The organism is Streptomyces sp. NPDC058221 (assembly GCF_042882365.1).
Taxonomy (GTDB): domain Bacteria; phylum Actinomycetota; class Actinomycetes; order Streptomycetales; family Streptomycetaceae; genus Streptomyces.
In genome coordinates, this window is sequence record NZ_JBHVWF010000198.1 from 1 (window position 1) to 11385 (window position 11385).

An 11385-nucleotide genomic window follows, 5' to 3' on the forward strand; every position below is an offset into this window, starting at 1 on the left:
GCCCTACGGGCCGTCAAGTTGCAGGGTGCTCCGCACCCTGGGTCGCCTTCGGCGCCCTGATGCATTGTCACCTTCGGTGACAATGCCGGGCCTTCGGCCCGTAGGGCCGGCCTCCGGCCTGCCCCTGGCTGGCTACGTGAGATGGTGGCCGGTCCGGTCTTTTCATGCTGGTCAGACCGTGTTTTCTGATGTTCTCTTCGTTGTCCTGGTCCTCGTTGTCAGTTCCTCGCGGCTTCTGGTCCCCGAGCCCTTCCATTACAGTATGCGCTCGTCACTGACCACCCGTCAGGACGCCGACTCGAGACCGGCCCTCCCCCGGAAGCGCTGGCACTCTGCCCTGATCAGACATCAAGTGGTCTACACCAATATATTTCCACAGGGAAGCCTAAGAATCCTGATGACACCACGTCAATTCCATGAAGACGAATGCAAAAGGCCCCTCTACGAAGACGGAATCTGCACCTTCGAGAACATCCCTATTCCTCGCCATATACGGCCAGGAGCCCGTATATGGCGAGGAAACGAGTTCCAACGACAGACACACCCACGGCCCATCACTCGACCGGTAAAACAACACAAAGGCGGCGCCCACCAGTTATGCGGAAAGCACCTCCTTTGATTCCAGATGCCGTATGCGGATTTCGCTTGCGCGCTCGTCATTCGTCGCCGGTACGTCAATCTGGTGACGTACCGGCGGGGCCGAAGACGTACAGGGCGACTGTGGGACGGTGCGCGGCAATCACCAGTGCGTCGGTGGTGAGTTCCACTCCCGGCCCCGTCCGTTGCTGTCAGGCGTCGGGGGTTCCGGTCCCGAGCTTCCGTCGGCCCCGCGGCTCGAGTGCTTCGTCGCCACGGGCCGTCAGGTGTGCTCCGGGGGCGATGTGTTCGGCGGCCAGCAGCCGCAGTTGCTCCGCCTCCTCGCGGGGCGCTGCAGGGGTGGCCGGGCCGGTGCCGAGACGGCGGCGCATCGTGCTCATGAGCCAGACCCGTACGGGTCTCGCCCCGGCCCCGACTGGTGCGGCGGCGAGCCCGGGCGCCCGTCATGGGCCGGTGTTGTCCGGCGGGTCGGGCTCTGCCTCGTTGGGTGTGGAGGCGCGGAAGAGGGCAGGCAGGTCTGCGGGCGCTGCGTTCTCGACGGCTTTGGTGTGCAGCCTGTGGTGCAGGACGTGCGGCAGTGCGTAGCCGGCCAGGGCGCTGCCAGGGCGGGCCCGCTCGGGGATATTGCCGCTTTCGTCCGTGCGGTCGGGTCTGCTCTGTGTCGGCGATAATCGCTGTATGCGTGCACTTCTGACGACCGGTACACCGCCTGCGTGGGCTGTGGCCGAAATCGCGGCTCCCGTCGTTGGCGCGGGCCAGGTGCTGGTAGAGGTCGCCAGCGCAGGGCTGAACCGTGCCGACCTGTTGATGCGTGAGGGTGCCTATGTCCCGTCCAGTGCCGATTGGAATGTCGCGTTGGACCGTGTCGGGTTCGAGATGGCGGGTCGGGTGCGGGCGGTCGGTGACCATGTCACCGGCTTCGCGCCGGGTCAGTACGTCATGGCGCAGACGGGTGGTGCTTGCGCCGAGTTGGTCGCCGTCGACCACCGGCTCCTCCTTCCCGTGCCCGGCTTTCTGGATCTGGTCGTCGCCGCCGGCCTGCCCAGCGCGCTCCTGACCGAATATGACGCCCTGACCGGGGTAGCGCGGTTCCGGCCCGGTGACCGCGTCCTCATCACCGGTGGCACCAGCGGCGTCGGTCACATCGGTGTTCAGCTCGCCCGCGCCCTCGGCGCCCGCACCGTCTTCGCGACCACGCGCTCCATGGCCAAGGCGGGCCTTCTCCGCGAGCTGGGCGCCACTCGGGTCATCAATACGGATTCCGAGGACATCGCTCGGGCACTCGGTCCAGACGCGTTCGACGTATGCCTGGACCACGTGGGCGGGCCCGTCCTCGCCGGCCTCCTCGGTGCCGCCGCTCCCCGGGCGAGGATCGTGCAGATCGGACGGCTCGCCGGGACGCATGCCCACCTCGACCTCGAAATGCTCGCCTCGCGCCGGCTACAGCTGATCGGCACTACCTTCCGCGGCCGTGAGGCTGACGAGCTGCACGTCCTCACCGCGCGGCTGGGCGAAGCCCTGCCCCGCCTACTGCGAACGTGCGACGTGCGCCCTGTCGTCGACTCGGTCCTCGACTTCAGCGAGGCAGAACGTGCGGGGCGGCTCCTCGACCGGCCCGGGCTCACCGGCAAGGTGATCCTGCGTATCGCTTGACGCCGGCCATACGGCTCTCTGGTCCTCCGGGCGGTGACTTGGGACTCTTCTCGGGCAGCGGGAACGGCGTAATCGCGGCTCCGGCTGATCTTGGGGGTGGGGCGTGGGACTGCACCGGAACGGTAGGACAGGCCGAGTCGTGCCCCGGCTCGAAGCGTATTTACAGGGCAGTCAGGGCAGTCCTTAGCGGGTGAGTCGCCCGGTCATTACGGATCCCGGGGACCATCGGTCTCTCGTCAGCGGCCCCGCTGCGGTAGCTCCAGCGCAGACGGATCACGGCTGTGCCCTGTCCTCGCCGGTCAGTGCGCGGCGCCGATCGAGACCACAGCCCCCACTGGCGGGCTGGCGTGCGCAGAGGTGGGTCCGTTGTGATGGTGGCGGGCCCCACGGCTGCGTTCTCAGCATCTGCGGGGCCTCGTCTTCCTCATGCCCCGATCCCGATGGAGCCGACGTATGCGTAGGCCGCATAATCGGAATCGAGGTCGGTGATGATGTCGTCCCAGATTTCGTCCAGGGTGTCCATGTCGCCTTTGCCCCAGGCGATGACCATGTCGTCCCAGACGTAGCGTGCCTGTACCGAGCGCTCGCTGATGTTCGGGCGGCGGTATTGCTCGGGGACGGCCGTCTGGTCCACGGGGTAGACCTCGATCCTGCGGCCGCGCCCGTCGTTGTCGAGTAGCCGCTTGAGAGCTCCTGAGCGCACCAGGTTGTCCCTGCGGCGTTCTTGGTAGGCCCGGTCGACTGCGTCCAGTTTGGGGGCGCTGGGGCGTGCGCCGCGCTGCCAGGAGCGTAGGAGGCGGGTGGATACGCCGTGTTTGGCGAGGGTTTCGCGGCCGGGTCGGCTGTTGAGGTAGCGCAGGCGGGCGGTGAGTCCGCGGTTGGTTGTGACGGGTGAGGCGATGGCGCCCTGTCGGGCGATGCGGTCCAGTTCGGCGGCGAGTGCCCGTGCTCCGCTGAGTCCTTGGGCGCCGTGCTTCTGCCACTGGCCCCACAGGTCGGTTGCGCCGCCTGTCATGGCCTACTCCCCCAGCGTGTAGATGGTTTTTGCTTTGACCTGGGATAGGTCGCGGCCTTCCGGGAATACCGTTTGCCAGTCTCCGGCGACGTGCAGTTCGTCGGTGCCTGACATTTGAACGACCGTCAGCCCTGAGGTGTGGGCTTTATGCGCTTTCAGCCACAGGTTTGCGAATGCCTGTGAACGAATGATGTGCATCCAGTCGGGGCGTCGGATTTCCCGGTTCGCACTGCTTTCCCCGATGGTGGACACGAACTTAGAATACATGGATTTCACGTAGTCCAGGGTCAGTTCGTCGTTCTTCGAAGTGGCTTCCTTGCGTACTTCGGCGAGAGCGCGGCGCATCTTTTCCAACAGCCCTTCCGAGGCGCCGGATGTCCATGATTCATGAATGACAGGTGCCTCGCAGTAGCCGAGTTTCGCGCAGCGCAGCAGGAGGCGGAGTGTGGGTTCTGTGATCCACAGGTCTCCCGGTTCTTTCCGGGCGCCGAGGGGTGGGGGGAGGTCCGGCTGTGTCCAGGCGGCCGGGGTGACGCGGTGGATGCCGGAGCGCTTCGCGTCGTGTCGGTCGCCTTCGGAGCGTACCAACTTGCCGATCGGCAGCCAGGTTTTCAGTGCGCTGAGGTAGGCGGCGTTCATGTCCAGGGCCGTCACATCGAGGGTGACGTGCCCGCCCTGTGCGGCACGGTGCAGTTCCTGGGAGCGCCACTTCGGACGGGCCTCCCAGACCTGGTCCGCGCCCTTCTGTCGCGCCTTCGTGAGGATCGCGGTGGTAGGCGGGAATTCCGAGTGCTCGTAGCGGCCGCCGACCCGTGAGGCCGCGAACAGCGCCATTACGTCCGGGACAGCTGCTTTGATGAGCGCAGCCCGTGCGGCCTCGATGTCCCCGTCGTGCACGGCCAGTTCCTCCGCGACACGTCTGCGGACACGGCCTGCGAGCGGACCCGCAGGAGCGGCCACCCGCTTTGGGGCCGGCGGGGCACACACTGACTCCGGGGAGCCCGGCCCTGGGGGCGTAGCCGGCCCTGGGGGCGTGACCGGCCCTGGGAGGGGCGGGGGTGTGTTCGACTCGCCGGTCAGCACCGACACTGCCGGTGCCGATGCCGATGCCGGCGCAGGGAGTGGGGCCGGTGCCGGTGGCGCATTGTGTTCGGGGGTGGGGATACCGAGGGGGATGAGGGTCTGCTGCCCGTCGTTCGCGATACGGCCCGCGGGCAGCTTCGCCAGAGCGTGAGTAGGGCCCGCAAGGAGATCCAGTACGGACATTCCCCAGTGAGCGGCAAGGCGGTCGCAGTCCGTCAGTGTCCACGCCGCCTTCCCTCGCTGCCTGCGGCTGATCTGGCCCTGCGTCAGACCCAAGGCGGCAGCCAGGGCGGACTGCTGCTCACCGGTACGGTGCGCGATCGCGGTCACCGTCACGCGCAGCGTTTCCTCGGTACCCATCAACATGAACACACCCTACCCACCGTATGGGAATCTCGCATAGCCTATGCGGAATAGTCATATTTTGAGCGCGCGCTGCGAAGCCGAGAGGAGAGCGGGAATCCAGGTGGGGGCCAGCACGGAGAACCGGTGGCCGACCCCAGTGCTGCGGGCGATGGTACAAGTCCGGTTTCAGCGCATCTTCACCCAGGATCCGTGACGCACGTCACGGGAACCCACCGGAGCGGTCGGACATTAATCCACGTGACTCACTCAACCCCCGCCCGTCTCCGTGAAGGTGACCCGGCCGCGCTTGCCGAGGCGTTCCGGGAGCACGCGGACGCCGTGTACCGGCATGCCCTGTGGTCCACGGGCAACTGGGCCACGGCCGAGGACGTCGTCTCCCTCACCTACCTGGAGGCGTGGCGCTCACGCGAGCGGCTGCGCCCGGAGGAGACCGACAGTCTGCGCCCGTGGCTGCTGGGCATCGCCACCAACGTTCTGCGCAACACAGCCCGTTCGCTGCGGCGGCACCAGAGAGCCCTGGCCCGGGTGCCACGTTCGGACACCGTCCCGGACTTCGCCGAGGAGGTGACCGGGCGGCTGGCGGACGCCGAACAGCTGGCGGCGGCCAAGGCCGCGCTGGAGGGGCTGCGGCGCACCGAGCGCGAGGTGTTCACCCTGTGCGTCTGGAGCGGGCTGGACTACGCCTCCGCCGCCGAGGCCCTGGGCATACCCGTCGGCACCGTGCGCTCCCGGCTGTCCCGCGCCCGCGCCAAGCTGCGCGACTCCGTAGGGCATCCGGCCGGCCGGCGCGACGACACGCAGAGCGCACCCGGTTCGGAACTCCCCGGAGGCAGCGGACAAATACAGCACGTAGACAGCATTCTGGCTCGATCCACCCAGGAGAACCTCGCATGAACGCCCTGTTCCGGAACCGTTCCGGCGCCGCCACCTCGGCCGCCGCCGCCTCGTCCTCCCGCCCGGCGGTCCCGCCCCACGGGGAGGGGAGCCGGGAGTGGCAGGAGACCCGCGACCGTACCGAACTCGCCGCGGTGCGTGAGTTGGTCCCGCGGCCCGCCGCCGCCCGGCTTTCGCCGGCCCGTCACGCGGAGCTTGAAGCGCACCTGATGAACGAGGTCAACGGCACGGCCGCCGTGCCGGGGACCGCCAAGTCCTCCACGTCCCGCTCCGCCGTTCGCCCCTCGCCCTTCGGCTGGCTGACGCCCGGCCGGTCGATGTCTCTCGGCGCGGCTGCCGTCGTCGTCGCCGCGACCGTGGCGGGGTTCGCCGTCACCGGCAGCAGCGGTCAGACGGCCGTCGCCGCGCCCGCCCCGCTCAAGGTGGAGGGCTCCCGGGCCACCGTGCCGCTTGCTACCGTCGCGAAGCGGGCCGCCGCCCTGGCCGGCTCCCCCGGCACCGCGCAGCGCGGGACCCACCGCCGGGAGTGGGCCATGGGAATGTGGGACGACGGCAAGCACAAGCCGGAGCAGATGCCGGTGATCGAGTCCCGCGACCGCTACCACGCCGACGGCAGCGGTGAGGCGCAGGACATCAAGGACGGCCGGATCGTCCAGCGCACACACCTGCCCGCAGGGTCATGGCAGAAGTTCGCCTCCTACCGGAGCACTCCTCCGACCACCGTCGGCGGCCTCGCCGACTACCTGGCGAGGGACAACCCCGATACCCGCGCCAGCGCGTACTGGACGCTGAACTCCGTGGAGGCGCTGCTGCGTGAGTGGACGCCCGGCCCTGCCCAGACGGCCGCGATCGACGGCCTGCTCGCTGAGCAGGCCGGCCTGCGTGCCATCGGTCCGGTCAAGGACCGTGCCGGACGCCAGGGCCAGGCGTACGCCGTCGACTTCAAGCGGACGGTGCGGTGGACGATCATCCTCGACGAGCACACCGGGCGCATCCTGGGCACGGAGCTCTCCAGCATCAGGACCGACCCGAAGATGCAGCTCAAGCCCGGTGACGTCGAGCAGTACGACGCCTACCTGGACTGAGGCCGCATGCCCGCGCCCCCGGGCCCGCACGTCACGCCGCAAAACCCCTGGGGGCGGTGTCGGGCTCCGGAGGTGACCGGGCTCCGACCGCGGGGGCGCCGCCCAGCCGCCCGGCGTGTCACAGAAGCCGGGACAGGACCGCCTGGGACGGGCTCCCTGCCGCCGCCTGGTACACGATGATCATTGGTTGCTCGGCGCCGCCGACGGTGAGTGCCTGCCGGCGCAGCGCGAGGCCGCCCACGACCGGATGAACGAGGTGTTTGAGTTCGTCACGGGCCGGTCGTGTCTCGTGCCGCGCCCACAGGCGGCGGAACTTCCCCGCCTGTCTCCAGCTCGGCGATCAGGCGGGCGGTCCTGGGATCGCGCGGGTCGGCTTCGGCGCGCAGGGCAGCCGCGGTCTGCGCGGCCACCTGCGCCCCGTCGCGGAAGAGCCGGCGGGATGACGAGTCGAGGAACACCGCCCGGGCCAGGTTATGACCGGGCTCATACAACGGAGCGAGCGCCCGGGCCCGCTAGTTGTTGCGGGTCGTGACGCTGTTGACGGATGACGAGCCGGCTGCACCGTCTGCTGTGTTCTGAGTTGGCTGGCTACGGGTGCGGGCGGTAACAGGAGGCCGGTCCACTTTGTCAGCGTCGTCGAGGTGCAACGGCGTCGAGCAGGCCGGGGAACGATGCGTCGAGTGAGTCTTCTTGCAGCACGTTGAGGGCCTGTGTGCCCACGCGATGGGTGATGATCACCCCTGCCTCGCGGAGCGTCTTGAAGTGATGGCTGAGGGTGTTCTTGGCGACGGAGACCTCGAAGGTGCCACAGGCGATCGGCACCTCGGAGTTGCGTAGCTGTCGGACCAGTTCAAGCCTGACCGGGTCGGCCAATGCGCGCAGCACGGCGACCACCTCCAGCCCGTCCTGTTGGCCCGTCGCCGCCGGTTGCGCCTTGGTGGGCATGTCAGTACCTCCTAAGGGCCCCAGTCTACCTGTTGTTCCATAACCATCGAACCACCTCTATGGTAGTTCCATGGCTATCGAACATAAGAGGGTTGTGGTCCAACTCGCGCTGATCGCGTCGTTCATGGTGTACGTCGACGGGACGATCGTGAACTTGACGCTGGCCCAGCTGAGTTCCCACTTGCATGCCTCTCGCGCGGAGTTGGAGTGGGCGATCAATGCCTACACGCTGACCTTCGCCGCGGTGATGCTCGGCGCTGGTGCGATCACTGATGTTCTGGGCTCCAAGCGCACCTTTATCGCCGGGTTGACCGTGTTTACCGCCGCGTCGGCCGTGTGCGCTGCCGCACCCGACATGTCCGTGCTGAACCTCGCGAGGCTTGTCCAAGGCGTCGGTGCGGCTCTCCTGCTCCCGAGCGCGTTGGTGCTGGCGACCGCGGCGGAGAGCGATGAGCATGCACGGCACAAGCTGGTCGGCCGGTGGGCAGCCGCCGGCGGTCTCGGCATGGCGGCCGGTCCGCTCCTGGGTGGCTTATTGGTATCTCTGGCTGACTGGCGCGCCGTGTTCGCCGTCAACGTTGTGATCGGCATCCCGGCGATCGGAGTGAGTCTGCGCGCCATGCCCAAGACGGTTAGTAAAGAGCGGCGCCTGGACTACGCGGGGATGGTGTCCGCGACCCTTCTCATCGCTGGTCTTGTGTTCGGACTCATTGAGGCACCCGCCCAAGGGTGGGGAAGTGTGGGGGTGCTGAGTGCGCTTGTTCTAGTAGTCATCGGTGCCGGTGCATTCGTCCGAGCCGAGCGCATCGCGAAGGCACCGCTGCTCCCAACGGCCGTCTACGCTGATCGGTCGTTCGTGATGTCGGCAGGCCAAGGCGCCTTGTTCAATTTCACCTTCTACGGGTTGCTGTTCGCTATGAGCCTGATGCTGCAGCAAGGACGAGGGCTGAGCGCTATCGAGGGTGGTCTGCTGTTCCTGCCGCTGACCGGGCTCATCTCGATCGGCAGCGTGTGCGCCGCGGGCCTCACCCGGCGCGGGGGACGCCGCCTGGTGCTCGGAGCAGCACAGCTACTGCTCACCGGCTCGCTGGTCACGGTCGCAATCACGAGCACCCTCGGCCCCCTGTGGCCGATGATCTTGGCGTTGCTTCCCGTCGGCTTCAGCGCGGGAGTCCTCGTGCCGACGATGACCACGGGGGCCATCTCTGCTGTTCAGCCCTCGGCTCACGGGGCGGCCTCAGCGGTGTTCAACACATCGCGGCAGGTCGGTGCGGCGATCGGCATCGCCGTCTTCGCCCCGCTCCTGGGATCCGCCACCCAGCTCCGAGACGGGTTCATCACCTGCGTCCTGGTCGCGGCCGCCGCCACCGCCGCCGCCTTTGCACTGACCCTGATCAACCGACCACACACCATGAGTGGCATGTGCGCAACGGCCGCAGACACCGACGCATGAGCCAAGCCCCGGCCCGCCCTGTCCACCGCAACGCACCGCTATCTGTTGAAGGCCGGCGCCGGCTGATCGAACGGTGCCAGACACGACCGATCGCACACGTCGCTGCGGACATGGGCATCTCTCGAGCGTGCGCCTCAAAATGGGTGAACCGGTGGCGGCAATATGGTGAGGTCGGTCTGCAGGACCGATCCTCAACTCCTCAACTCCTCACCACCAACCGACAGCGACCGCAGCCGACGTCGTGCAGCGCATCGAGGCGACACGGCAGGAGAACAAGTAGCCGGCCTCCCCAATCACGTTCGAATTCAACAGGTCCGGCGTCACCGTGAGCCGCCGCACCGTGTCACGGTTACTCATGCAGCCGGGGTTGAACCCGCGCCGGTTCATCGACCCCGACAGCGAGTCAAACCGCACACCCCAAGTGATCACCGCCAAACGCCCCGGGCAAATGATCCATGCCGACGTGAAGAAAGCCGGTCGCATCCCCGACGGCGGCGGTTGGCGCGCCCACGGCCGCGATTCCGACCAAGCACGCGCGGCCGCACGGAGCACGACCAAGAAGCGCGGGTCTGTATACCTGCATTCTGTGGTCGACGGGCACACCCGGATGGCGTACACAGAACCGCTGGCCGACGAGAAGGCCGCTACCACCATCGGATTCCTGCACACGGACAGGGCCTGGTTCGCAGCACACGGCATCACCCAACATAGAGAACATCGTCACCGCCAACGGCACCTGCTACCACACCGAGACCTTCACCAGAGCCCTACTCAGCTCCAACCACAAGCGAACCCCGCCACACACGCCCAAACACAACCGCAAAGTGGAGCGGTACAACCGAATCCTTGCCGAGGAGTTCCTCTACGCCCGCACCTGGACCTCCGAAGCCCAACCGGCCGACGCTGTCGCCATGTGGAACGTGCACCACAACTACCACCGGCCCCACAGCGCCGCCCGAGGCAAGCCACCAGCTTCACCCGCCCCGATCGGCGCAACGAACCTCATGGCCTCGTACAGCCAGTTCGCCGCGAGCACGTCGAAGCAGCGGTCACGGACGTACGCCGGGTAATCCCCCCACCCGTCCAGCAGCCGGTGCACGTCCGCGGAGACCTCAACCCGCAACCGGGATGCAGGACCGCTCCCGACACCCACGACCGGGATCCAGGACCGCTCCCGACACCCGCAAGGATGTGCAGGTATGCCGCACATCGGCGTCCAGGTCCAGCACCCGCGCGAGGGAGCGCAGCACCTGGCGCGAGGGACGCCGATCGGCGCCCCGCTCGAACCGGACCAGGTACGGCTCACTGATTCCCGCAAGCCGGGCCAGTTCCTCCCGGCCCAGCCCCGCCACCCGGCGCCGCCCGGTGACGGGCACCCCCCATCCACCCGAACGACCCGCCCCCGCCGGGCCTTGAGGAATCCCCCCAGAAGGTCCTCGCCCGCCATAGTTGCGACGGTAACCCCACAGGCGTCCCTGCTGACCCTGCGCGGACAGCGCAGGCCCAACCCCATGAAAACCTGGTTCATCACCGGCACCTCCCCCGGCTCCGGCCCCATCCGGGCAGAGCCCACTCCCGACCGCGGCGACCGCGGCGCCGCCACCACACGCGACCCCCAGACCCTGCACCCCCTCCTGAACACCCATGGAGACAGCGCCCCCACTCCGCCTCGACGTGAACGACCGCACCACCCTCACCACAGCGACACAGCGGGCCGCCGAAACCCTCGGCCACCTCGACATAGCCGTCAACAACCCGGGCTACAGACTGATCGGCACGGCCGAGGAAACCACCAAAGAACAAGCACGCGCCCAGCCCGACACCAACCTACTCCGCCCGTTGCAGGCAACCCAGACGGCTCCGCCCTACCCCCGGACCCAGAGAAACAGCCACATCCTGCAAGCCACCAACCTCACCAACCTCACCCCGCTACCCACCCTCCGGCTACACCACACCGCCCAACAAACCCTCAAAACAAAGAGCAAAACCCACACCCAGGAGAACGCAACCCCCGGCATCCACCCCACCCCCACCGAACCCGGCCCCAACAACACCGACACATCAGACACCCCACAGCACACACCCAACCAACCCCCGCCCACCAACCCAGGATCCGCCACACACCGGGCCAGCACACCCACCCACACACCCCCACCCGACCATCAACACCCCAACCCTCCAACACACCCCCTACAACACCCCCACCACACACACCCCCACCCAACCATCAACACCACCCACCGGAAACCACTCAACACCTGACACACCCAGCAACACCTCACACCCCAAACACA

General features: G+C 67.7%; 11 protein-coding genes and 3 pseudogenes. 6 read left to right on the forward strand and 8 right to left on the reverse strand.

The genetic code is table 11. From position 1 onward, the window contains the following. Nucleotides 1-788 precede the first annotated feature (788 nt). Nucleotides 789-977 (reverse strand): hypothetical protein, encoded by a 189-nt coding sequence (locus tag ACFVW8_RS35680; RefSeq protein WP_389697560.1) that lies wholly within the window; start codon nt 975-977, stop codon nt 789-791. A 298-nt stretch (nt 978-1275) separates the two neighbouring features. On the opposite strand from ACFVW8_RS35680, the gene ACFVW8_RS35685 reads away from it, so the two are divergent. Next, nucleotides 1276-2250, forward strand: coding sequence for a zinc-binding dehydrogenase (locus ACFVW8_RS35685; RefSeq protein ID WP_389697562.1), 975 nt, complete (start codon nt 1276-1278; stop codon nt 2248-2250). A 424-nt stretch (nt 2251-2674) separates the two neighbouring features. Here the strand turns inward: ACFVW8_RS35685 and ACFVW8_RS35690 are convergent, their stop codons facing one another. From ACFVW8_RS35690 to ACFVW8_RS35700, 3 genes and pseudogenes are all read right to left on the reverse strand, one after another. Continuing rightward, a complete protein-coding gene (locus tag ACFVW8_RS35690; RefSeq protein ID WP_389697564.1) occupies nt 2675-3265 on the reverse strand; it encodes a hypothetical protein in 591 nt (196 codons plus the stop codon). Between the two features lie 3 nt (nt 3266-3268). Next, nucleotides 3269-4162 carry a dihydrolipoamide S-succinyltransferase gene (locus ACFVW8_RS35695; RefSeq protein ID WP_389697580.1) on the reverse strand — a complete coding sequence of 298 codons (894 nt, stop codon included), beginning with the start codon at nt 4160-4162 and terminating at the stop codon, nt 3269-3271. A 327-nt stretch (nt 4163-4489) separates the two neighbouring features. Beyond that, nucleotides 4490-4714 (reverse strand): annotated as a pseudogene (locus tag ACFVW8_RS35700) (helix-turn-helix domain-containing protein); the annotation flags it as partial. A 237-nt stretch (nt 4715-4951) separates the two neighbouring features. Between ACFVW8_RS35700 and ACFVW8_RS35705 the strand changes: the two are divergent. Further along, nucleotides 4952-5608: an RNA polymerase sigma factor gene (locus ACFVW8_RS35705; protein WP_389697566.1), complete on the forward strand. Its 657-nt coding sequence runs from the start codon at nt 4952-4954 to the stop codon at nt 5606-5608. Beyond that, nucleotides 5605-6693, forward strand: coding sequence for a CU044_5270 family protein (locus ACFVW8_RS35710; RefSeq protein WP_389697568.1), 1089 nt, complete (start codon nt 5605-5607; stop codon nt 6691-6693). The genes ACFVW8_RS35705 and ACFVW8_RS35710 overlap by 4 nt, the downstream gene beginning before the upstream one ends. 118 nt (nt 6694-6811) lie before the next feature. On the opposite strand, the pseudogene ACFVW8_RS35715 reads toward ACFVW8_RS35710, so the two are convergent. Both ACFVW8_RS35715 and ACFVW8_RS35720 read right to left on the reverse strand, forming a co-directional pair. After that, nucleotides 6812-7151, reverse strand: a pseudogene (locus ACFVW8_RS35715) (hypothetical protein). Between the two features lie 169 nt (nt 7152-7320). Then, the gene (locus ACFVW8_RS35720) at nt 7321-7638 is read right to left on the reverse strand and encodes an ArsR/SmtB family transcription factor (protein ID WP_389697570.1); all 318 of its coding nucleotides are present in this window, start codon (nt 7636-7638) and stop codon (nt 7321-7323) included. A gap of 70 nt (nt 7639-7708) precedes the next feature. Here ACFVW8_RS35720 and ACFVW8_RS35725 point away from each other — a divergent pair, with 70 nt between their 5' ends. Both ACFVW8_RS35725 and ACFVW8_RS35730 read left to right on the forward strand, forming a co-directional pair. After that, complete coding sequence (locus ACFVW8_RS35725) at nt 7709-9091, forward strand: MFS transporter (protein ID WP_389697572.1); 1383 nt, start codon at nt 7709-7711, stop codon at nt 9089-9091. Next, a pseudogene (locus ACFVW8_RS35730) lies at nt 9088-10110 on the forward strand (IS481 family transposase); the annotation flags it as partial. The gene ACFVW8_RS35725 and the pseudogene ACFVW8_RS35730, both read left to right, overlap by 4 nt. Here the strand turns inward: ACFVW8_RS35730 and ACFVW8_RS35735 are convergent. Beyond that, nucleotides 10023-10301, reverse strand: a complete 279-nt coding sequence (locus tag ACFVW8_RS35735) for a hypothetical protein (protein WP_389697574.1) — start codon at nt 10299-10301, stop codon at nt 10023-10025. The pseudogene ACFVW8_RS35730 and the gene ACFVW8_RS35735 sit on opposite strands and share 88 nt — an antisense overlap. Next, on the reverse strand, nt 10204-10833 hold the full coding sequence (locus ACFVW8_RS35740) for a helix-turn-helix domain-containing protein (protein WP_389697576.1): 630 nt from the start codon (nt 10831-10833) through the stop codon (nt 10204-10206). Before ACFVW8_RS35740 ends, ACFVW8_RS35735 begins: the two co-directional genes overlap by 98 nt. Between ACFVW8_RS35740 and ACFVW8_RS35745 the strand changes: the two genes are divergently transcribed. Then, complete coding sequence (locus tag ACFVW8_RS35745; protein ID WP_389697578.1) at nt 10736-11353, forward strand: SDR family NAD(P)-dependent oxidoreductase; 618 nt, start codon at nt 10736-10738, stop codon at nt 11351-11353. The genes ACFVW8_RS35740 and ACFVW8_RS35745 overlap by 98 nt on opposite strands. The last annotated feature ends 32 nt before the right edge of the window (nt 11354-11385 follow it).

Coding starts and splice junctions, on each gene's coding strand:
- ACFVW8_RS35745 (WP_389697578.1), top strand. CDS start 10,736: ATGGAGACAGCGCCCCCACTCCGCCTCGACGTGAACGACCGCACCACC.
- ACFVW8_RS35725 (WP_389697572.1), top strand. CDS start 7,709: ATGGCTATCGAACATAAGAGGGTTGTGGTCCAACTCGCGCTGATCGCG.
- ACFVW8_RS35720 (WP_389697570.1), bottom strand. CDS start 7,638: ATGCCCACCAAGGCGCAACCGGCGGCGACGGGCCAACAGGACGGGCTG.
- ACFVW8_RS35710 (WP_389697568.1), top strand. CDS start 5,605: ATGAACGCCCTGTTCCGGAACCGTTCCGGCGCCGCCACCTCGGCCGCC.
- ACFVW8_RS35735 (WP_389697574.1), bottom strand. CDS start 10,301: ATGTGCGGCATACCTGCACATCCTTGCGGGTGTCGGGAGCGGTCCTGG.
- ACFVW8_RS35680 (WP_389697560.1), bottom strand. CDS start 977: ATGAGCACGATGCGCCGCCGTCTCGGCACCGGCCCGGCCACCCCTGCA.
- ACFVW8_RS35740 (WP_389697576.1), bottom strand. CDS start 10,833: ATGTCGAGGTGGCCGAGGGTTTCGGCGGCCCGCTGTGTCGCTGTGGTG.
- ACFVW8_RS35690 (WP_389697564.1), bottom strand. CDS start 3,265: ATGACAGGCGGCGCAACCGACCTGTGGGGCCAGTGGCAGAAGCACGGC.
- ACFVW8_RS35685 (WP_389697562.1), top strand. CDS start 1,276: ATGCGTGCACTTCTGACGACCGGTACACCGCCTGCGTGGGCTGTGGCC.